This is a genomic window from Massilia sp. GER05, from assembly GCF_052056005.1.
GTDB classification, from domain to species: Bacteria; Pseudomonadota; Gammaproteobacteria; order Burkholderiales; family Burkholderiaceae_D; genus Telluria; species Telluria orientalis.
In genome coordinates this window covers 922,227-942,694 of the sequence record NZ_CP178858.1, presented here as the reverse complement: position 1 = coordinate 942,694, position 20,468 = coordinate 922,227, and the positions used below count along the sequence as shown (strand labels likewise).

General features: G+C 66.1%; 21 protein-coding genes. 10 read left to right on the top strand and 11 right to left on the bottom strand.

Annotated features, from left to right (window positions below):
* Positions 1-40 precede the first annotated feature (40 nt).
* From ACL58G_RS04120 to ACL58G_RS04095, 6 genes are all read right to left on the bottom strand, one after another.
* Positions 41-1,798, bottom strand: coding sequence for a DUF885 domain-containing protein (locus tag ACL58G_RS04120; RefSeq protein WP_440965320.1), 1,758 nt, complete (start codon positions 1,796-1,798; stop codon positions 41-43).
* Between the two features lie 70 nt (positions 1,799-1,868).
* Positions 1,869-2,696, bottom strand: a complete 828-nt coding sequence (gene prmC, locus ACL58G_RS04115; protein ID WP_440965318.1) for a peptide chain release factor N(5)-glutamine methyltransferase — start codon at positions 2,694-2,696, stop codon at positions 1,869-1,871.
* Positions 2,696-3,166: a disulfide bond formation protein B gene (locus ACL58G_RS04110; protein WP_413380728.1), complete on the bottom strand. Its 471-nt coding sequence runs from the start codon at positions 3,164-3,166 to the stop codon at positions 2,696-2,698. Before ACL58G_RS04110 ends, prmC begins: the two co-directional genes overlap by 1 nt.
* Positions 3,167-3,293: 127 nt before the next feature.
* Entirely contained in the window at positions 3,294-4,370 is a 1,077-nt protein-coding gene (gene prfA / locus ACL58G_RS04105; RefSeq protein ID WP_056133989.1) for a peptide chain release factor 1, read from the bottom strand.
* A 73-nt stretch (positions 4,371-4,443) separates the two neighbouring features.
* Positions 4,444-5,718: a glutamyl-tRNA reductase gene (gene hemA / locus ACL58G_RS04100; RefSeq protein ID WP_413380726.1), complete on the bottom strand. Its 1,275-nt coding sequence runs from the start codon at positions 5,716-5,718 to the stop codon at positions 4,444-4,446.
* 53 nt (positions 5,719-5,771) lie between these two features.
* Positions 5,772-6,461 (bottom strand): response regulator transcription factor, encoded by a 690-nt coding sequence (locus ACL58G_RS04095; RefSeq protein WP_056133996.1) that lies wholly within the window; start codon positions 6,459-6,461, stop codon positions 5,772-5,774.
* Positions 6,462-6,672: 211 nt separating this feature from the next.
* Here ACL58G_RS04095 and ACL58G_RS04090 point away from each other — a divergent pair, with 211 nt between their 5' ends.
* Entirely contained in the window at positions 6,673-7,179 is a 507-nt protein-coding gene (locus ACL58G_RS04090) for a hypothetical protein (protein WP_413341954.1), read from the top strand.
* A 28-nt stretch (positions 7,180-7,207) separates the two neighbouring features.
* Here ACL58G_RS04090 and minE read toward each other — a convergent pair whose 3' ends face one another.
* From minE to minC, 3 genes are read right to left on the bottom strand one after another with little or no spacing between them, the layout of a single operon-like run.
* The gene (minE, locus tag ACL58G_RS04085; RefSeq protein ID WP_036231293.1) at positions 7,208-7,459 is read right to left on the bottom strand and encodes a cell division topological specificity factor MinE; all 252 of its coding nucleotides are present in this window, start codon (positions 7,457-7,459) and stop codon (positions 7,208-7,210) included.
* Between the two features lies 1 nt (position 7,460).
* Positions 7,461-8,276 (bottom strand): septum site-determining protein MinD, encoded by an 816-nt coding sequence (gene minD, locus ACL58G_RS04080; protein WP_413380724.1) that lies wholly within the window; start codon positions 8,274-8,276, stop codon positions 7,461-7,463.
* A gap of 53 nt (positions 8,277-8,329) precedes the next feature.
* A complete protein-coding gene (minC, locus tag ACL58G_RS04075) occupies positions 8,330-9,112 on the bottom strand; it encodes a septum site-determining protein MinC (protein ID WP_440965314.1) in 783 nt (260 codons plus the stop codon).
* A 386-nt stretch (positions 9,113-9,498) separates the two neighbouring features.
* Between minC and ACL58G_RS04070 the strand changes: the two genes are divergently transcribed.
* The 9 genes from ACL58G_RS04070 to ACL58G_RS04030 all read left to right on the top strand — a co-directional run bounded on the left by ACL58G_RS04070 (position 9,499) and on the right by ACL58G_RS04030 (position 18,666).
* Positions 9,499-10,677, top strand: a complete 1,179-nt coding sequence (locus ACL58G_RS04070) for an acetyl-CoA C-acetyltransferase (protein WP_413380720.1) — start codon at positions 9,499-9,501, stop codon at positions 10,675-10,677.
* 86 nt (positions 10,678-10,763) lie between these two features.
* A complete protein-coding gene (gene phbB, locus ACL58G_RS04065; RefSeq protein WP_413380718.1) occupies positions 10,764-11,504 on the top strand; it encodes an acetoacetyl-CoA reductase in 741 nt (246 codons plus the stop codon).
* A gap of 198 nt (positions 11,505-11,702) precedes the next feature.
* Complete coding sequence (locus ACL58G_RS04060) at positions 11,703-12,089, top strand: DUF2750 domain-containing protein (protein ID WP_413343407.1); 387 nt, start codon at positions 11,703-11,705, stop codon at positions 12,087-12,089.
* On the top strand, positions 12,086-13,405 hold the full coding sequence (locus ACL58G_RS04055; RefSeq protein ID WP_440965311.1) for an amino acid deaminase: 1,320 nt from the start codon (positions 12,086-12,088) through the stop codon (positions 13,403-13,405). The genes ACL58G_RS04060 and ACL58G_RS04055 overlap by 4 nt, the downstream gene beginning before the upstream one ends.
* A gap of 51 nt (positions 13,406-13,456) precedes the next feature.
* Entirely contained in the window at positions 13,457-14,413 is a 957-nt protein-coding gene (pip, locus tag ACL58G_RS04050) for a prolyl aminopeptidase (protein WP_440965310.1), read from the top strand.
* 76 nt (positions 14,414-14,489) lie between these two features.
* Complete coding sequence (locus ACL58G_RS04045) at positions 14,490-14,936, top strand: DUF2721 domain-containing protein (protein ID WP_413380711.1); 447 nt, start codon at positions 14,490-14,492, stop codon at positions 14,934-14,936.
* A gap of 21 nt (positions 14,937-14,957) precedes the next feature.
* Positions 14,958-15,413, top strand: coding sequence for a hypothetical protein (locus ACL58G_RS04040; RefSeq protein ID WP_413380709.1), 456 nt, complete (start codon positions 14,958-14,960; stop codon positions 15,411-15,413).
* A gap of 79 nt (positions 15,414-15,492) precedes the next feature.
* Positions 15,493-17,538 (top strand): oxidoreductase, encoded by a 2,046-nt coding sequence (locus tag ACL58G_RS04035; RefSeq protein ID WP_440965308.1) that lies wholly within the window; start codon positions 15,493-15,495, stop codon positions 17,536-17,538.
* A 96-nt stretch (positions 17,539-17,634) separates the two neighbouring features.
* A complete protein-coding gene (locus tag ACL58G_RS04030) occupies positions 17,635-18,666 on the top strand; it encodes an acyltransferase family protein (RefSeq protein WP_440965306.1) in 1,032 nt (343 codons plus the stop codon).
* A gap of 6 nt (positions 18,667-18,672) precedes the next feature.
* Here ACL58G_RS04030 and ACL58G_RS04025 read toward each other — a convergent pair whose 3' ends face one another.
* Positions 18,673-19,161, bottom strand: a complete 489-nt coding sequence (locus ACL58G_RS04025) for a hypothetical protein (RefSeq protein WP_440965304.1) — start codon at positions 19,159-19,161, stop codon at positions 18,673-18,675.
* Positions 19,162-19,268: 107 nt separating this feature from the next.
* A complete protein-coding gene (locus tag ACL58G_RS04020) occupies positions 19,269-20,390 on the bottom strand; it encodes a beta-ketoacyl-ACP synthase III (protein WP_440965302.1) in 1,122 nt (373 codons plus the stop codon).
* Positions 20,391-20,468 lie beyond the last annotated feature (78 nt).

Here is a 20,468-nt window from a genome sequence, read left to right as displayed (position 1 = left end):
CGGCCAACCGCGCCGGTCAGCCCTCAATATGACATTTTAGTTAATTCACCAGGTCAGGTTCCGGGACATTCTGCGCCGCGATCCAGCGGTCGATGCGCTTCTCCAGCACGTCCAGCGGCACGGCGCCGTTGTCCAGCACGGCGTCGTGGAAGGCGCGGACGTCGAAGCGCGGGCCCAGCGCCGCCTGCGCCCGCGCGCGCAGCGCGGCGATGCGCAGCTGGCCGATTTTATACGCCAGCGCCTGGCCCGGCTGGGCGATCATGCGGTCGACTTCGACCTCGTTGTCGGACGGCGGATTGGCCGTGTTCGCGTTCAGCCAGTCGACGGCCTGCTGGCGCGGCCAGCCCAGCGCGTGGATGCCCGTGTCGACGACGAGCCGCGCGGCGCGCAGCTGCTCGTCGGCCAGGCGGCCGAATTGCGAGAACGGATCGCGCATCAGGCCCAGTACCGGCCCCAGGCCCTCGGCATACAGCGCCCAGCCCTCGCCGAACGCGGGATACCAGGCGTGGCGGCGGAATGCCGGCAGGCCGTCGATGGCGTGGGCGCGCGCGACCTGCAGGTGGTGGCCGGGGATGCCCTCGTGCAGGGCGAGCGTCTCGACTTCCCATAGCGGCCGCGTGTCCAGGCGGCTCGTGTTGACGGCGAGGGCCGCGACCCGGTCCAGCGTGCCCGCTTCGTAATACGCGCCGCCCTGCGTGTCGGCCCCCGCCTGCTGCACGGGTTTGACGGCCAGTTCTTCCTGCGGGATCGTGCCGAACTGCGTGGATAACTGGGCCTGGACGCGCGCGATGGTGCGGCGGTAGCGGTCCAGCAGCGCGTCGGCACTGGTCGGGAACAGGCGCGGATCGCTGCGCACGAACGCGACGAATTGCGGATAACTCCCCTTGAAGCCCGTGCGCGCGGCCGTCGCTTCCATCTCGGCGCGCAGGCGTGCCACTTCCTTGATACCCAGCGCGTGGATCTCGGCCGGCGCCAGCGTGGTGGTGGTCGCCGTCTTCACGAGATACGCGTACCACGCCGCGCCGCCGGGCAGGCCGGATGCGCCGATGGTCGTGCGCGCGGCCGGCAGGTAGTCGGTGCGCACGAAGTCTTCCAGCTTTTGCAGCGCGCCCGCCGCCGTGCGCAGGGCGGCCGCGCCGTCCGCCGCGAGTTGCACGCGCGTCTCCTCGGCGATGGTCGCGGGCAGGCGCTGGAACGGCGCGCCGAGGGCGCCATCCTGCACGTGCTCGCGCATGGCCCGCAACTGCGCGGGCAGGCCGGCCATGATGGCCTTCGGTGCCGTCCAGCCGGTACGCATCCCCTCGCGCATCTGCTCGATGATGCCGTCGACGTGGCGCGGCAGGGCATTCAGGCGCGCGATGTAGTTGCGGTAGTCGTCTTCCGTCACGAACGGCATCTGCGCGACCAGCTGCGGGAAGCGGATCTGCAGGCCGTCCTGCGCGCTGACCGGCTGCGGGTCGAACGCGACGAATGCGGCGCGCGCGAGGATGCGTTCCTGGTCGCCCGTGAACAGGTCCCAGGAGAGGCGGTCCTGGCCGGCCAGCTGCGCGCGGTCGATCTCGCGCGCGAGGTCGAGCATGCGGCGCGCGTGCTCGATGGTGGCCGTTTGCTCCGCGAGCGAGGTGTCGGCCAGCAGCGCGTCGTAGCGGTGGTCGCCGACGCTCGTGGCGAATTCGGGCCGGTGCTTGAGGCGCCATTGCCAGTCGCGCTCGAACAGCGCTTGCGCCGGATCGGCGGCATCCGCCGCGAACGCAACGAGGGGGCCCAGCAGGATGAGGGTCGCGAACAGTCGACGCATCGTGTTGGCTTCCGGGTGGTGGACCCGAAATTGTAACAAACGGGGCGTCCGGAGCGCGCCGGGGAGACGTTCAGCCGAACCGGCCGCCGCTCACGCGCTCGATCCCGGCCAGGTCCCGCCAGCTTTGCACGTTCGTGAAACCGGCGTCCGCCAGCAGCGCGCGCACGGCGGCGGCCTGGTCATAGCCGTGCTCGAGCAGCAGCCAGCCGCCCGGCGCGAGGTGGCGCGGGCTGCCCTGGATGATGATGCGCAGCGCGGCCAAGCCGTCGGCATGGTCCGTCAGCGCGCCGACCGGTTCGAAGCGCAGATCGCCCTGGACCAGGTGCTCGTCGCCGGCCGCGATATAGGGCGGGTTGGAGGCGATGACGTCGAAGGTTTCCCCGGCGGCGAGCGCGTCGAACCAGCTGCTCTCGAGGAAGCGCACGCGCGCGCCGTTGGCGGCCGCATTCGCCTGGGCGACGGCCAATGCGTCCGGGCTGACGTCCAGCGCGGTGACGTCGGCATCCGGCCGCGTGTGCGCGACGGCGACGGCGATCGCGCCGCTTCCGGTTCCCATGTCGAGCAGGCGCGGTGCGTTGTCCGGCAGGCGCTCGAGTGACAGGTCGACGAGCAGTTCCGTGTCCGGGCGGGGAATCAGCACGGCGGGGCCGACCCGAAACGCCAGGCCGAAGAATTCGCGCCGGCCGACGATGTAGGCGATCGGTTCGCCGCGCAGCCGGCGCGCCACGAGATCGTCCAGGCGGGACGCTTCGTCCGGCGTGAGGGCGCGGTCGCCCTGCGTGATCAGCTGGACGCGCGACAGACCCGTCGCCTCGCACAGGAGGATGCGGTTTTCCAGCGGGTCGAGCGGCAGGCCCGCCTGCACGGCCGCGATGGTGGCGCCGGGCTGGATGATCATCAGCGCGCGCGCCGCACCAGCACCCAGACCAGGGCCAGCGTGAGGATCGTGAACCACACGGCCGACCACTGCGGCACGTTCAGGCCGAACACGGTCTCCTGCGCCGCTTCGCACAGGCCGTCGGCGCGGAACAGGCCGGGCAGCAGGGTCGCGGTCGGGATCTTGTTGAGCGTCGTCTGCATCGGATCGATGCCGCAAGAAAAGCCCGGGTGGGCCAGCACGTACAGATGCTTGCCGACATAGCCGAGGCCGCCCAGCGCGCACAGCAGTGCAAGCCCGGCGCCGGCCTTGATCTTGTTGGCGAAGGCCCCGATCAGGCTGAATACCGCGATGCCGAGGTACAGGTAGCGCTGGATCACGCACAGCGGGCAGGGCAGCAGGCCCTTCACGTGCTGGAGATACAGGGCCGCGCCGATCAGGGCGATGCTGACGGCGGCGATGGCGAGCAGGAGATTGCGGGACGAGGACATGGGCTTCCTGGTTGAAGTCGAAAAGGATATTTTCAGTCTAGCAACTTATACCGGTCTTAACACCGGGGTCAGAGCCCGATTTTTGGAAATTTCCCAAAAACGGGCTCTGACCCCGGTTTGTTGTTGATCAATCCCCCAGCGCCGCCAGTTGTTCGGCCTGGTGCTCGGCCGACAGGGCGTTCGTCAGTTCGGCCAGGTCGCCGTCCATGATCATGTCCAGTTTATAGAGCGTCAGGTTGATGCGGTGGTCGGTCAGGCGGCCCTGCGGGAAGTTGTAGGTGCGGATACGCTCGCTGCGGTCGCCCGAGCCGATCAGGCTTTTACGGGTTGCCGCTTCTTTGCTCTGCTGCTCGCGCAATTGCACGTCCTTGATGCGCGCGGCGAGGACTTTCATTGCCTGCGCCTTGTTCTTGTGCTGGCTGCGGTCGTCCTGGCATTCGACGACGATGCCGGTCGGCAGGTGCGTCAGGCGGACGGCGGAATCCGTCTTGTTGATGTGCTGGCCGCCGGCGCCCGAAGCGCGGTAGGTGTCGATGCGCAGGTCGGCCGGATTGATCTGCACGTCCTCCACTTCGTCCGCCTCCGGCATCACGGCGACGGTGCAGGCGGAGGTGTGGATGCGGCCCTGCGTCTCCGTCGCCGGTACGCGCTGCACGCGGTGGCCGCCGGACTCGAATTTCAGTTTCGAGTAGGCGCCCTGGCCGACGATGCGCACGATGACTTCGCGGTAGCCGCCCAGGTCGGACGGCGATTCCGACACCATCTCCACCTGCCAGCGGTTGCGCTCCGCGTAGCGCGTGTACATGCGCAGCAGGTCGCCCGCGAACAGCGCGGATTCGTCGCCGCCCGTGCCGGCGCGGATCTCGAGGAAGATGTTGCGCTCGTCGTTCTCGTCCTTCGGCAGCAGCATCTTCTGCAACTCGAGGTCCAGTTCCGCCATGCGCGCCTTCGCCGCGTCGATCTCGTCCTGCGCGAATTCCTTCATGTCCGGGTCGGCGAGCATCTCCTGCGCGGCGTCGATGTCGGCCTGCGCGGTCTGGTACTGGCGATAGACGGCCACCAGCGGACTCAGTTCGGCGTGTTCGCGGTTCAGCTTGCGGAAGCTGTCCATGTTCGCGGTGGCGCCTTCGGACATCAGGAGTTCGTCCAGTTCGACGAGGCGGTTGGCCAGTTGGTCCAGCTTGGCCAGCATGGATGGTTTCATAGTGTTCTTATCGGAATGACAGCGGACAAGCCGCGGGAAGCGGCACGCGGGTACGACGAAGGAGTGCGGGCCGCTAACGGCGGCCGCGGAACAGCTGGGGCAGCAAACTCGCGAGGCGGGCGCGTTCGTCGCCCTGGGCGCGGTGCAGGGCCTGTTGCGGGCCATGCAGGAATTTCGCGGTGAGGCCCTTCGACAGGGCGTCGAGCACCGTCTCGATGTCTTCGCCCCTGGCGAGCAGCTTGCGCGCCCGTTCCAGTTCGGCCAGGCGCATCGCTTCGCTCGATTCGTGCATGTCGCGGATGACGGGCACCACGGCGCGGTCGCCGATCCAGTGCATGAACGACTGCACGCGCGTCTCGATGATGGCCTCGGCCTGCGCGACGGCCGCCTGGCGGCTTTCGACGCCGGTGCGCACCACCTCGGCCAGGTCGTCGACCGTGTACAGGAACACGTCGTTCAGGCGGCCCACTTCCGGTTCGATGTCGCGCGGGACGGCCAGGTCGACCATGAACATCGGCCGGTGCCGGCGCGCTTTGATTGCGCGTTCGACGAGGCCCTTGCCGATCAGCGGCAAGGTGGAGCCGGTGGAGGCGATGACGATGTCGAACTGCGCCAGGCGTTCAGAGAGGTCGGCGAGGCCGATCGCGCTGCCGTTGAAGCGCGCGGCCAGCGCCTCGCCGCGCGACAGCGTGCGGTTGGCGATCGTGATCGACTTCGGATTGTGGGCGGCGAAGTGCGTGGCGCACAGCTCGATCATCTCGCCGGCGCCGATGAACAGCACGTTCTGCTCGCTGACGCGATCGAAGATGCGTTCCGACAGGCGCACGGCGGCGGCGGCCATCGACACGCTGTGCGCGCCGATCTCGGTCGTCGATCGCACTTCCTTCGCGACGGCGAAGCTGCGCTGGAACAGCTGGTGCAGATAGGTACCGAGGCCGCCCGCTTCGTCGGCGACGCGCACGGCATCCTTCATCTGGCCGAGGATCTGGGCCTCGCCCAGCACCATCGAATCGAGGCCGGAGGCGACGCGGAACGCGTGGCGCACGGCGTCGTGCTGCGGCAGCATGTACAAATGCGGGCGCAGGTCGGCGAAATTCAGGTCGTGGTAATCCGCGAGAAAGCGCGCGGACGCGTCGAGCGGGTCGGGTGCGCAGCTGGCGGCGTACATCTCGGTGCGGTTGCACGTGGAGAGCAGCGCCGCTTCGTCTTCGCCGCGAGTATTGAACTTCGAGAACCAGCCGCGCGCCGCCTGCACCGCATCGCCCAGCTGCTCAGGCGCCAGCGCCAGTTGCTCGCGCAGCGAGACCGGTGCTGTGGTGTGATTGAGGCCGACGGCGAGCAGTTGCATGGGTGATCAAAAATTGGGCAGCGCGCCCATTATACCCCTACAGCGTCAGGGTTTCACGCGCCCAGCTTTTCCAGCCTGTAGCCGTAGCTATAGACCGGCACGAGGCGGAAACCGTTCTCCGGACGCAGGCGCAGTTTGTTGCGGACGCGCGAAACGTGGGTGTCCATCGTACGCGACGGCACGGCCGTTTCGCGCACCCAGATCGATTCGTGGATGTACGCACGCGACAGCGGACGGCCCAGGTTGCGGAAAAACAGCAGCGCCAGGTTGAATTCCTTGTGCGTGACGTCGATCTGTTCGCCGTCCATCATCAGGCGGCCCGGGCGGGTCTCGAACACGTACGGACCGAACTGTAACTGTTCGGCACCATTCTGCGACGGGTACGCCCGGCGCAGCAGGGCCTGGGTGCGTGCGACCAGCTCGCCGCGGCGCAGCGGCTTGACGAGGTAGTCGTCGGCACCGGCCGTGACGCCGGCCACGATGTCGTCTTCGGCCGAGCTGCCGGCCAGGAACATCGTCGGGGTATTCGGCGCCAGTTTTTCCTTGGCGCGGCGCAGGAGTTCCGCCGCCGGGACGTCGGTCACTTGCCAGTCGACGATCAGCAGGTCGGTGCTGTCCTTGCGGAGTTGCCCCAGCAATTCTTTACCACTGTCGAAGGCTTGACAGCTGTGCCCAGCTCCGTTCAGAACTTGGCAGATGAGTTCTGCCTGGGTCGTGTCGTTGTCCAGTACGGATATTCTCATGATTTTCAGGCTGTCTCGGCTTGTGGGACTGAAGGACATCACTGTAGGAACATTCCTACAATGTCACTAAATATATCAGACTTTTAAAACGCAAAGCTACTGATGCCTCAGATAAATTCACATTTTCGTTGGGAAATTGCGTCATAGTTGTGTCAGGCCGTAGACAAACTCCCGGTTACACTGACGTCAACATTGTGGTTGAGGAGCTAACATGTTCAAGAAGAAGAGTCAGGGCGACGAATTGGCCCTGTTGCCGGTCTCCAGCGAGGACATCGAACGCGTGCGCGAACGCTGCCGCGGCCTCGTGCGCAAGCGCGCGGCCATTTCGGCAGGCGTATCCGTGATCCCGGTGCCGGGCGTGGACATCGTCGCGGACCTGTCCAGCTTTGCCGTCATGGTGGAAGAGATCAACCGGGCGTTCGGCCTGTCGCCGGAGCAGATCGACCGGCTGCAGCCGCGCATGCGCATCGCCACTTACCAGGCCGTGGCGGCCATCGGCAGTACGCTCGTGGGCAAGATCGTGACGAAGGAACTGGTGCTGAAGCTGTTGCAGAAGTCGGGCGCCAAGCTGGCGGCCAAGTCGGCGGCGAAGATCGTGCCGCTGGCGGGGCAGGTCGCGTCGGCCGCGATCGGCTTTGCGTTATTCAGGCAGATGGGCTACCAGCACATCGATGCCTGCACGCGCGTCGTGCGCGAGGTGGCCGCCGCGCCGGCATGATCACCCCGGCGCGGCAGAAAGAACGGGGTCAGGCGTCCGGCAGGACGACGTTGACGTCGAGCACTTCCAGGTTGCCCTGGCGGTCGAGGGAAATCTTGATGTCCTCGGCGTTGACCTTGGTGTACTTGGAGATCACTTCGATCAGCTCGCGGTGCAGGGCGGGGAGGAAATCCGGGCCGCCGCGGCCGCTGCGTTCGCGCGCGATGATGATCTGCAGCCTTTCCTTGGCCGCCGTCGCGCTTTTCTGATTCTTGGGGAACAGGAATGAGAGCAGAGGCATATCACTTCGCTCCGAACAGGCGCTGCAGGAAGCCCGGCTTTTCGTAACTGGTGAAGCGCAGCGGGATGTCTTCGCCCAGGAAGCGGGACACGACGTCCTGGTAGGCCTGGGCCACGTCCGTCTCCTTGAAGTGGATGGCCGGGTTGCCCTGGTTCGACGCGTGCAGCACGGCTTCCGATTCCGGAATGATGCCGAGCAGGGGGATGCGCAGGATTTCCTGCACGTCCTGGTACGACAGCATTTCGTCGTTTTCCACGCGGCGCGGCGAGTAGCGGGTGATCAAGAGGTGTTCCTTGACCGGTTCGCCGCCGCTCTGGGCGCGGCGCGACTTGGCTTGCAGGATGCCGAGGATGCGGTCGGAGTCGCGCACGGACGAGACTTCCGGATTGGTGACGATCAGCGCTTCGTCGGCGAACGTCAGTGCCATCAGGGCGCCGTGCTCGATGCCGGCCGGCGAGTCGCAGATGATGAACTCGAATTCCATCTTGACCAGCTCGTTCAGCACGTTTTCCACGCCTTCTTCCGACAGCGCGTCCTTGTCGCGCGTCTGCGAAGCCGGCAGGATGAACAGGTTGTCGCAGTGCTTGTCCTTGATCAGGGCCTGGGTCAGGCTCGCTTCGCCGTTGATGACGTTGATCAGGTCGTACACGACGCGGCGTTCGCAACCCATGATCAGGTCGAGATTGCGCAGGCCGACGTCGAAATCGATGACGACGGTCTTGTGGCCGCGCAGTGCGAGGCCGGTCGAGAAGCTTGCGCTCGAGGTGGTCTTGCCCACACCACCCTTACCGGACGTTACAACGATAATTCTTGCCATGAAAAAATTGTGTCCTTTTCAGTATCTGGTCAGTGCTGGTACAGGGGCGCGCTTTAATTGCGGGTCGCCGAACCCAGCGATGATATATCGATTCGGTCGCCGACCAAACGGATTTGTGCCGGCTGGCGTGCGACCTCTGCCGGGAAACCTTCGTCGAACGTCCGGTAAACGCCCGCGATCGACACCAGTTCTGGCTGTAACTGCAGCGCGAAGATGCGCGCGCCCGCATTGCCCGACGCCCCCGCCAGCGCGCGGCCGTGCAGCGGCGCGTACACGTGGATGCTGCCGTCGGCGATGAGCTCGGCGCCATTGTTCACGACGGCGGTCACGATCAGGTCGGTGCCGCGCGCGTAGATGCGCTGGCCGGCACGGACCGGTGTGTCGACGATCATCGCGTGCACTGGTGCCGCAGGGGCCGGCGCGGGCGATGGTGCGGGTTCGGCAGCGGGCTCTGCCGTTTCGACCGGTGCCGCGGGCATTTCCCGTTCGCGGCCGGCGCTCGTCTGCAAGCCGCTGGTGCCGTCGTCCAGGAACAGGTCGTGGGCGCGGATCACGTCGTGCAGCGCGGCCGGCGCGCCGCGCACGGCGACGGCGTTCAGGCGGTATTTCTTGAGCAGCGCGACCAGCGCCTCCCAATCGATGTGCGCGGCGTCGTCGGCGATGCCGGCGACGTCGATGACGGCAAATTCATCCTCGAAAAAATCCGACACACCCCCGGTCATCTGCTTCAGCGCGGCATCGATCGCGATCGGATCGGCCGAGTGCAGGATGGTCGAAATGGCCACGACCGTGGAGATCTTGATTTCGATGGGCAGGGAGCTCGAGCTTTTGGGCATAAATCAATGTGGTTGGCTTAGCCCGTGCATTCTACTGTGAAATTTCACTCAACGGAAAAGGGTTTTGGGCGGGTTTGGATGACTGGAAACTCCTGTTTCCTGAACAAAAATAATGTCTGAGAAAGATGCTCAACCTTAAGCAAAATCAATAAAAAGGCTGTTTTTTCCGATGAATAAGCTGATAAGATTGATTTTGCTTAAACAAGATTTAAGCGAGGTCACTAATATTGTTGGCTTTCTGTCCAAGCTTGAGCGGAGATTGTGATTCCTCAAGCGCGCGTTGTGCTGGTGTTCGAATTCTTCCAGGCCTGGGCAGAAAAAGGCCGACAGCAGGGCTGTCCACTCATTGAACCCCGGCCGCTGGGGCCGGGATACCGGAGATTGATATGGAAGATGTCGTAATCGTGGCCGCAGGCCGTACTGCAATCGGCAAGTTCGGTGGCACGCTCTCAAAAATTCCGGCTGCCGAGCTAGGCGCCCAGGTCATCAAGCACCTGCTGACGAAGACCGGCATCGATCCGGCCGCGGTCAGCGAAGTCATCATGGGCCAGGTCCTGACGGCCGGCGTCGGCCAGAACCCGGCGCGCCAGGCGGTCATCAAGAGCGGCCTGCCGGACAAGGTGCCGGCGTTCACCCTGAACATGGTGTGCGGCTCCGGCCTGCGCGCCACCCACCTGGCGGCCCAGGCCATCAAGTGCGGCGACGCCTCGATCGTGATCGCCGGCGGCCAGGAAAACATGAGCGCCTCGCCGCACGTGCTGAACGGTTCGCGCGACGGCTTCCGCATGGGCGATGCCAAGCTGACCGACACGATGATCGTCGACGGCCTGTGGGATGTCTACAACCAGTACCACATGGGCGTGACGGCCGAGAACGTCGCGCGCAAGTACGAAATCTCGCGCCAGGAACAGGACGAATTCGCGTTGCAGTCGCAGCTGAAGGCGGAAGCCGCGCAAAAGGCCGGCAAGTTCAAGGACGAGATCATCCCGATCGAGATCGCCTCCAAGAAGGGCACCACCGTGTTCGATACCGACGAGTATCCGAAGCACGGCGCCACGCTGGAAGGCCTGTCCAGCCTGCGTCCTGCCTTCAACAAGGAGGGCACCGTCACCGCCGGCAACGCCTCCGGTCTGAACGACGGCGCCGCCGCCGTGATCATGATGTCGGCCTCGAAAGCGAAGGAACTGGGCCTGACCCCGATCGCCCGCATCAAGGCGTATTCGTCGGCCGGCCTGGACCCGGCCATCATGGGCATGGGCCCCGTCGACGCCGCCCGCCAGGCGCTGGAAAAGGCCGGCTGGAAGCACGAAGAAGTCGACCTGATGGAAATCAACGAAGCCTTCGCCGCCCAGGCTGTCGCCGTCAACAAGCAGATGGGCTGGGACACGTCGAAGATCAACGTCAACGGCGGCGCGATCGCGCTGGGCCACCCGATCGGCGCCTCGGGCGCGCGCGTGCTGGTGAGCCTGCTGCACGAAATGGTCCGCCGCGACGCCAAGAAGGGCCTCGCTGCCCTGTGCATCGGCGGCGGCATGGGCGTTGCCTTGGCAGTCGAGCGCGATTAAACACCCGCACGGCGCCACTGGCCACTGCTGGGGCGCCGTGCCGGTATCCGTAGTTAACAAGTGTGTGCAAAAACTAGGAGAAGACAATGGCTAGAGTGGCATTAGTGACCGGCGGCATGGGCGGCCTGGGTGAAGCGATCTGCATCAAGCTGGCGGCGCTCGGCTACAAGGTTGTGACGACGTACTCGCCGGGCAGCAAGAAAGCGGAAGGCTGGCTTGCTGCGATGCGCGAACAGGGCCATGACTTCAAGGCGTATGAATGCGACGTGTCCGATTACGACTCCGCCCAGGCCTGCGTGGCCAAGGTCGTGCAGGACGTCGGCCCCGTCGACGTGCTGGTCAACAACGCCGGTATCACGCGCGACATGACCTTCAAGAAGATGGACAAGGTCAACTGGGATGCGGTCATGAAGACCAACCTGGATTCCGTGTTCAACATGACCAAGCCCGTCGCCGACGGCATGGTCGAGCGCGGCTGGGGCCGCATCATCAACATCTCGTCCGTCAATGGCCAGAAGGGCGCGTTCGGCCAGACCAACTACTCGGCGGCCAAGGCCGGCATCCACGGGTTCACGAAGGCCCTGGCGCTGGAAGTGGCGCGCAAGGGCGTCACCGTGAACACCATCTCGCCGGGCTACATCGGCACCAAGATGGTCACCGACATCCCGGCCGAAGTGCTGGAATCGAAGATCCTGCCGCAGATCCCGATGGGCCGCCTGGGCAAGCCGGAAGAAGTGGCTGGCCTGGTCGCGTACCTGTCGTCGGACGAAGCCGCCTTCGTCACCGGCGCCAACATCGCCATCAACGGCGGCCAGCACATGCAGTAAGCGGCCTCGCTTGCGACGCATCGACACCGCCTCCGGGCGGTGTTTTTTTTCGCGTCTAAACACCGGGGTCAGAGCCCGATTTTGGGCAATTTCCAAAAAACGGGCTCTGACCCCGGTGTTGGCCTGCGCGCCGCGGTGGAGGGCAGATGTCGTATGCTCGTCCCGACGGCCGCCGCCGGGCGCGCGTGGGATAATTGAATGATCGATGCTGAACAAGTGAAGGCCGTGGTGCGCCTGCCGGCGCCGCAGCGCTATGAATATTTCGTCAAGCGGGTGGCCGCGTCGGGCACCGTGTGGGGCCTGTACCGCAACGGCTGGGCGCTCGCAAACAAGGACGACGGCACGCTCGTGTTCGCGATGTGGCCGGACGAGGAATTCGCCCGGCTGTGCGCGGAATTCGAATGGGAAGGCTATGAACCCCAGGCCTTTTCGCTGGACGAGCTGCTGTCCGAGCTGCTGCCCCAGCTGCAGCAGGATGGCCTCCTGCCCGGCATCTTCCGCACGCCCGGTTCGAAAGGCGTGATGCCGACGCCGGGCCTGCTGCGCGTCGATCTCGAGGACGAGTTGCGAAGGGAAACACCATGAACGCATTGCCGCACGGCGCGCTGGCCTTGTCCAGTCTCGAAGAACAGATGCTGCAGCCCGGCGTGAAGGGCTTGCCGTTGACGGCGCCGCTGCGCCAGGGTGCGATCGGCGTGCAGGGCTGGAACGTGCTGCATGGCGACACGAGTTTTCCCGTCGCGGTACTGAAAACGTCCGCGCTGCGCCACAACCTCGAATGGATGCGCGATTTCTGCGAGCGCCACGGCGTGCGCATCGCGCCGCACGGCAAGACGACGATGTGCCCGCAGTTGTTCGGCGCCCAGCTCGCGAACGGCGCCTGGGGCATCACCTTGGCGAACGCCGTGCAGGTGCGGGTCGCGCACCGCTTCGGCGTGCGCCGTGTGCTGGTCGCGAACCAGCTCGTCGCGCGCAGCGACGTGCGCATGGTGCTGCAGCTGCTGCACGAGGATCCCGGCTTCGAATGCGTCGTGCTGGCCGATTCGCTCGCGGGCGTGGCGCGCCTGGCCGAGGAAGTCGAAAATCACCCGCTCACGCGACCCTTGTCCGTGCTCGTCGAACTGGGCCTGTCCGGCAAGCGCGCCGGCTGCCGCACGCCCGAGGAAGCGCTGACGGTGGCGCGGGCCATCGAGCGCGCGCCGGGCCTCGTGCTGGCCGGCTTCGAAGGCTATGAAGGCTTGCTGGTGTCGGACGACCACGATGCCGACCTGCGCGCCGTGTCCAGCTTCGTCGCGCGCCTGTGCGCGCTCGTGCGCGAGGCCGACGACGAAGGCCTGTTCGGCACGCGCGAGATCCTCGTGACGGCGGGCGGCTCGTCGTACTTCGACCTCGTCGCGCGCGGCTTCCAGGAGCTGCACGGCCTGTCGCTGCCGCTCGTGTCCGTGCTGCGCAGCGGCTGCTACCTGACGAGCGACCACGGCATGTACCAGCGCCACATCGCCGCACTCGACGCGCGCGAAGGCGTCGAGCCGGAAGCGGGCCTGCGGCCGGCGCTGGAGATCTGGAGCGTCGTGCAGTCGCGCCCCGAACCGGGCCTCGCGATCCTCACGATGGGCAAGCGCGACGCGTCGCACGATGCCGGCCTGCCGGTGCCGCTGTGGCACCACCGGCCCGGTCCCGGCGCCGCGCACGCGTTGCCGGACGGCTGCGAGATCGTCAAGATGAACGACCAGCACGCGTACCTGCGCCTGCCGGAAGGCCCCGTGCGCGACATGCTCGCGGTGGGGGACCTGGTCGGCTGCGGCATCTCGCATCCGTGCACGACCTTCGACCGCTGGCCGCTGCTGCTGGCCGTGGACGACGACTACGCGGTACGCTTCGCGCTCAACACTTTCTTCTAGAATGGCCGGGCGGTAGGCTACAATCGGTTGTCGTTTTTTCGCTGACCGATCATGCCCGCCACCCCGCCGTCGCTGTTCCCGCCCATCCTCCCGCACCGTCACGGCATGCTGGCCGTGGACGACCTGCACACGATCTATTGGGAAGAAGTGGGCAACCCGAACGGCATTCCCGTCGTGTTCCTGCACGGCGGTCCGGGCGCGGGCCTGTCGCCGCAGCACCGCCGCTTCTTCGACCCGAGCACCTACCGCGTGATCCTGTTCGACCAGCGCGGCGCCGGCAAGTCGACGCCGCTGGGCGAGTGGCGCAACAACACGACGCAGCTGCTCATCGAGGACATCGAACGCTTGCGCGCCATGTTCGGCATCGAGCGCTGGCTCGTGTTCGGCGGCTCGTGGGGCTCGACCTTGGCGCTGGCCTACGGGCAGGCGCACCCGGAGCGCTGCCTCGGCTTCGTCCTGCGCGGGATTTTCCTGTGCACGCCGGCCGAGATCGAATTCTTCCTGTACGGCGTGCAGTGGTTCTATCCGGAGCTGTACGACGAATTCATCGCGCCGATTCCCGTCGAGGAACGGGGCGACCTCTTGACCGCGTACACGAAGCGCCTGCTGTGCGACGATCCGCAGCAGTACTGGCCCGCCGCGCGCGCATGGAGCCGCTTCGAGGGCCGCCGCGTGTTCCTGCTGCCGCAGGAAGAAGAGCACGCGTCCGACACGCTCGACCTGGGCGTGGGCCGGCTCGAATCGCACTACATGGCGCACGGCGGCTTCCTCGAGCCCGACCAGCTGCTGCGCGACGTCGGCCGTATCTCCCACCTGCCGGCCGTGATCGTGCAGGGGCGCTACGACGTGATCTGCCCGCCGCTGTCCGCGTACCGCCTGCACCAGGCCTGGGCCGGGTCGCGCCTGCGCATGATCCCGGACGCCGGCCACGGCGCGCTGGAAGCGGGCATCGCCCGTGCCCTCGTCGCCGCCACGGAACAGTTCAAGCGACACGGCCGTTTCGATTGAAACGGCGTCGATTTGGACCGAGGCCGCCGCCTGCTACACTGTCCCCAGCTTCTTACAATAACGACAAGCTACCCGCATGAATATCCAGACCAACGACATCGGCCATGTCATCCAGCTGTCGATCGCGCCCGTGTTCCTGCTGACCGGCGTGGCGACCAAGCTGACGGTACTGATGAACCGCCTCGCGCGCATCATCGACCGTACCCGCGACCTCAAGATCGAACTGCGCAAGGGGCCGGATCCGGATTGCAGCGAGGAGCTCGACGTGTTGTACCAGCGCTGGCGGCTGATCAATTATGCGATCACGGCCAGCACCGGCTGCGGCTTCCTGATCTGCGTGATCATCGCCTGCCTGTTCCTCGGCGATACCACCAATCTGCCGCTCGACCGCTACATCGCCGGCATGTTCGTGGTGGCCATGGTCGCCCTGATTGCCAGCTTCATTTTCCTGCTGCGCGAAGTGTCCGTCTCGTTCCGCTACATGCGCATCCACCGCCACGACGTTCCGGTCCGGCCGGACTAGTTTTTACGAATCGAGACCATCATGAACGACTATCAACGTCCCCCCACCCTGCATCGCTACGGCCTGCGCGCCGAACTGGAACTGGCGCTGTCCACCGGCCAGTTCAAGCTCCAGCCCGAGAACGGCTTCCTGACCCTGTCGTTTTCCACGGCGTGGAACCGGAGCCTGTTCGACGTCCTCGGCCCGGCCGACAGCTGCCTCGTCATCCACAACACGGAAGAATTCGGCGAGCGCCTGCACCGCGCCGTCCAGCGCGCCTTGCCCAACTGGGCCGGCATCGACGGCCAGGTCGAATACGGCATCCGCTCGCGCCTGGGCTCGGCCTTTTCCCGCCCGATTTCCGACGCGCGCGAAAAGGAGTGGAAGTTCGCGTGGCGCTCCCTGGCGCCGCATACCAGCCTGAACCCTGTCAGCGTGCGCATCGGCAGCATCGAGCAGTTCGCCGAACTGCGCACGCCGGAGAGTTATCCGGCCTGACGTTCGCGCGTGTCGCGATTAGAACCACGGCTCGACGAAATCCCGGTGTAATGCCGGGATCATCACTCACGTCGTGCCCATGACCGCCCCGCTCCCCGACACCGCTTATCCCCACCTGCTGTCTCCCCTCGACCTCGGCTTCACGACGCTGAAGAACCGCGTGATCATGGGGTCGATGCACACGGGGCTCGAAGACCGCTTCTGGAACTACGGCAAATTGGCCGCGTTCTACCGCGAGCGTGCGCGCGGCGGCGCGGGCCTGATCGTCACCGGCGGCATCTCGCCGAACCGCCAGGGCTGGCTGCTGCCGTTCGGCGGCACGCTGAACTTCCGCGCCGACGTCCTGAATCACCGCCGCGTCACGCGCGCCGTGCACGAAGAGGGCGGCAAGATCCTGCTGCAGATCCTGCATGCGGGCCGCTACGGCTACCAGCCGCTCGTCGTCTCCGCCTCGAACGTCAAGTCGCCGATTTCCCCGTTCCGCCCGCGCGCGCTGACGGCACGCGGCATCGAATCGACCATCGCGGCCTATGTCCGCTGCGCGACGCTTGCCAAACGCGCCGGCTACGACGGCGTCGAGGTGATGGGCAGCGAGGGCTACCTGATCAACCAGTTCCTGTGTGCGCGCACGAACCGCCGCACGGACGCGTGGGGCGGCAGCATCGAGAACCGCATGCGCCTGCCGGTGGAGATCGTGCGCCGCATCCGCGCGGCCGTCGGGCGCGAGTTCATCGTGATGGTCCGTCACTCCGTGCTGGACCTCGTCGACGGCGGTAACACGTGGGACGAAGTCGTGCAGGTGGCGCAGGCGCTGGAGAACGCCGGCGCCACGATCCTCAACACGGGTTACGGCTGGCACGAGGCACGCATCCCGACCATCGTCACGTCGGTGCCGCGCGCTGCCTTTGCGTCGGTTGCGGCGCGGCTGCGGGATGCCGTCAGGATTCCTGTCGTCGCGTCGAACCGCATCAACATGCCGGCCGACGCGGAGCAGCTGCTGGCCGAGGGCAGCGCGGACTTGGTGTCGATGGCGCGGCCGTTCCTGGCCGATCCCGATTGGGTGAACAAGGCCGCGGCGGGCCACGCGGACCGCATCAACACGTGCATCGCCTGCAACCAGGCGTGCCTGGACCACACGTTCGCCAACAAGCGCGCGACCTGTCTCGTGAACCCGCGCGCATGCCACGAGACGGAACTGGTGTACACGCCGACACGCCAGCGCAAGCGCATCGCCGTCGTCGGCGCCGGGCCGGCGGGATTGTCCGCCGCGACGGTGGCGGCGCAGCGCGGCCATGCCGTCACGCTGTTCGATGCGCTTGAGCGGATCGGCGGCCAGTTCAACATCGCCATGCGCATCCCCGGCAAGGAAGAATTCGCGGAAACCATCCGCTATTTCGGCCGCCAGCTGGCGCTGACGGGCGTGGAACTGCGGCTCGGCCAGCGCGTCACGCGCGAGGAACTCGTCGCGGCCGGCTATGACGACGTGATCGTGGCGACCGGTGTCACGATGCGCCGTCCCCGCATCGAGGGCATAGCGCATCCGAAGGTGCTGTCCTACCTGGACGTGCTGCGCGACCGCGCGCCCGTCGGCCCGCGCGTGGCGATCATCGGCGCCGGCGGCATCGGCTTCGACACGGCGGAGTTCCTGGTCCACGACGCCAACGCGCCGCGCCCGCAGCCCGTCGCGGACTGGGCCGGCGAATGGGGCGTCGACCTGGACGTGGCCGCGCCGGGCGGCCTCGTGAAGCCGCATGGCGTGACGCCCGCGCGCAGCATCTGGCTCCTGCAGCGCAAGTCGACGCGTCCGGGCGCGGGCCTGGGCAAGACGTCGGGCTGGGTGCACCGCGCCACGCTGGCACGCAACGGCGTCGCGATGCTGGCGGGCGTGCAATACGACCGCATCGACGACGCGGGCCTGCACATCACCGTGGGCGGGCAGGCGAAATTGCTGGAAGTGGACAATGTGGTGATCTGCGCCGGGCAGGAAAGCCTGGCGGAACTGATGCCGCCGGAAGGGCAGCAGGGCGGGCCCGCATTCCACAAGATCGGCGGCGCGGCATTGGCGGCCGAACTGGATGCGAAGCGGGCGATCCGCGAAGGGGCGGAGCTGGCGGCGCGGCTGTAGGCGTAGCGCATTTGCAACTATTGGAAAGAATTTAAGTTAACATATTGTCAAATAGGTGGTAAGTTGCCAAGCTGATCCCTTTGTTTCGGCCTGACAATGTCCACATCCACCAAAACAATTCCGTACCTCGACGGTTGGCGCGGCCTTGCGATCGTGCTCGTCCTCCAATCGCACTTCGGCCTCGGTGGCGGGGGCAGGTTAGGCGTGGCGCTGTTCTTCGCGCTGTCCGGCTACCTGATGGGGGAACTCCTGTTCGTTAAGAACGTGCCGCTGGGCCGTTTCTTTAAACGCCGAATCAGCCGCATCATGCCGACGTACTGGCTGTACGTCGCTGCGGCGTTCGCGCTCGCAGGCGCGGCGTGGTACCAGAAGCAGTACGAGGTGCCGGCCGACGAACTGGTCTCGACGCTGCTGTTTGCCCGCACCTATTATCCGGCCAACGTCAGTATCTGGTCGGGCGCCTGGCAGATCGGGCATTTCTGGTCGCTGAACGTCGAAGAGCACAGCTATATTTACCTGGCGCTGCTGGCCCTCGTGGCCGGGGCGGCCGGCGTCAAGCGGACCTGGCTGCTGGCACTCAGCACGCTCGTGTGCCTCGGCCTGAACCTCTACTACACGGTGTATCCACCCGGCGGCGCGTCGCCGTGGTTCGCTCGGTCGGAATGTGCGGCGCTGGGCCTGATCGCGTCCGCCACGCTGCGCGCGTGGCGGCACGAGGTGCCGGCGCTGCACACGGGCGCGTCCTGGATCGCTCCCATGACGTTGGCGCTCGGCGCCGTATGCTTCTCCTGGACGGATCTGCCGATCCTCGCGATCACGCTCGGGCCGCTGCTGCTGGCCGTGTCCATCAATTATGCCGGGACGGCGCCGGCGCTGCTGCGCAACACGCTGTCCGTGGGCGTGCTGCGCTGGTTCGGGATTTGCTCGTTTTCGCTGTACGTCTGGCAGCAGCTGGCGTACGTGGCGTACCAGAACCACCTGTTGCAGCGCCAGCTGGCGGGTGTGATCGGCGTCCTGGTCGGCGTCGTGGCGTTCTACCTGTACGAAGATCCAGTGCGGCGCTGGCTGAACGGCGAGCGCCGCACGAACGCCGCCGCCGCGCCGATACAGGCGGAAGGCCAGGCGTAACGACGCTTATTGCCCGGCGCCGCTGCTGCCCTTTTTACTCTTCTTGCTGCGGTAATCCGACGCCGGCTGCGCTGTCTGGTCACCCTCGCGCGGCGTGTCGAGGCCGCTTTGCCGGGAACCCGCCGCCGCTTCCAGCGAGCCGCCTTTCTGCTGCTGTTCCATGCCGCCGTAGCCCGACTGGCGCGATGCGTTCAGGCGGTCTTCTTCGCCGCGCGCCTGCATGCGCTGGGCGCTCTGGCGGGCGCTCCAGCCGGCCTGCTGGGCGCCGGGACCGCCGCGCTGGCTGCCCACGTTCTCGTTGAGGCCGCCCTGCAGCGAGCCGCGCGCGCGCAGGGATGCGCCCTGCTGTTCGATATTCGCCGACTGGACGTTGGCCCCGCCCGGCGCCACCCAGCCCGGTGCGCGCGGCTGCTGGCTGCCTTCCGCGACGGGAACGATTTTTTCCTTGGCGATGCCGCGGGCGCGCGTGGCGTCCGGTCCCTTTTGTTTGGTCATTTGATCCTCCTGTGGGCTGCGCATGCTGATGCGCTGACAGGAGGATCATGCGCGCGGGGAACGCGCTGTTCCAGAGGAAGAGGGAGCGCACCTTTGTAGGACTGGAACTACCTTTTACGCACGACGACGCAGCCGATCGAATAGCCGGCGCCGAAAGAACAGATGACACCGTTGGCGCCGCTGGGCAGGTCGTCCTGGTGCGAGTGGAACGCGATGATCGAGCCGGCCGACGATGTGTTCGCGTAGCGGTCGAGGATCACCGGCGCTTCGTCCGGCGTGGCGTCGCGGCCCAGCAGGGTGCGCACGATCAGCTGGTTCATGCTCAGGTTCGCCTGGTGCAGCCAGAAGCGGGAGATGTCCTCGATCTTCAGGCCCGCGTGCTCGACGGTGTCGCGGATCATCGCGGCCGCCATCGGGCACACTTCCTTGAACACCTTGCGGCCCTGCTGGCGGAACAGTTTATCGGGCTGGCCGATACCGTCTTCGTCGAAACGGTTCATGAAGCCGTAGTTGTTGCGGATATTGTTCGAGAACTTCGTCTTGAGTTTCGAATCGAGGATCTCGAACTGGTGGGCGCTCGTGGCCGTGTCGGCCGATTCGATGACCATCGCGGTGCACGCGTCGCCGAAGATGAAATGGCTGTCGCGGTCGCGGAAGTTCAGGTGGGCGCTCGTGATTTCCGGATCGAGTACGAGCACGGCGCGCGCCTGGCCCGTCTGGACGGCGGCGGCGGCGGTCTGGATCGCGAACGTGGCGGACGAGCAGGCCACGTTCATGTCGAAGCCGTAGCCGTCGATGCCGAGCGCTTCCTGCACCTCGACAGCCATCGCCGGGTAGGCGCGCTGCATGTTGCTGGCGGCGACCAGGACCATGTCGATGTCGGCCGGCGTGCGGCCCGCGCGCGCGAGGGCTTCGCGGGCGGCGGCGACGCAGATCTCGGCCTGCAGCGACAGTTCCTCGTCGGCGCGCTCCTTGATGCGCGGCGTCATGTGCGTGGGGTCGAGGATGCCGGCCTTTTCCATCACGTAGCGCGACTTGATGCCCGACGCTTTTTCGATGAAGGCGCTGCTGGACGGTTCCAGTGCGGTAACCTCGCCGGCCGCGATCTTCCCGGCGTGCTCCGCGTTGAACAGCTCGACGTACTGGTTGAACGCCGTCACCAGCTCATCGTTGGAAATCGAATTCGGTGGCGTGAACAGGCCGGTGCCGCTGATGACGACAGGTTTCATGTTTGACTAGCTTTCATAGACTATAACGGGAGGCAACACTCCCTGAATCAGGCGATTCTACACAATCGTACTGAGGGT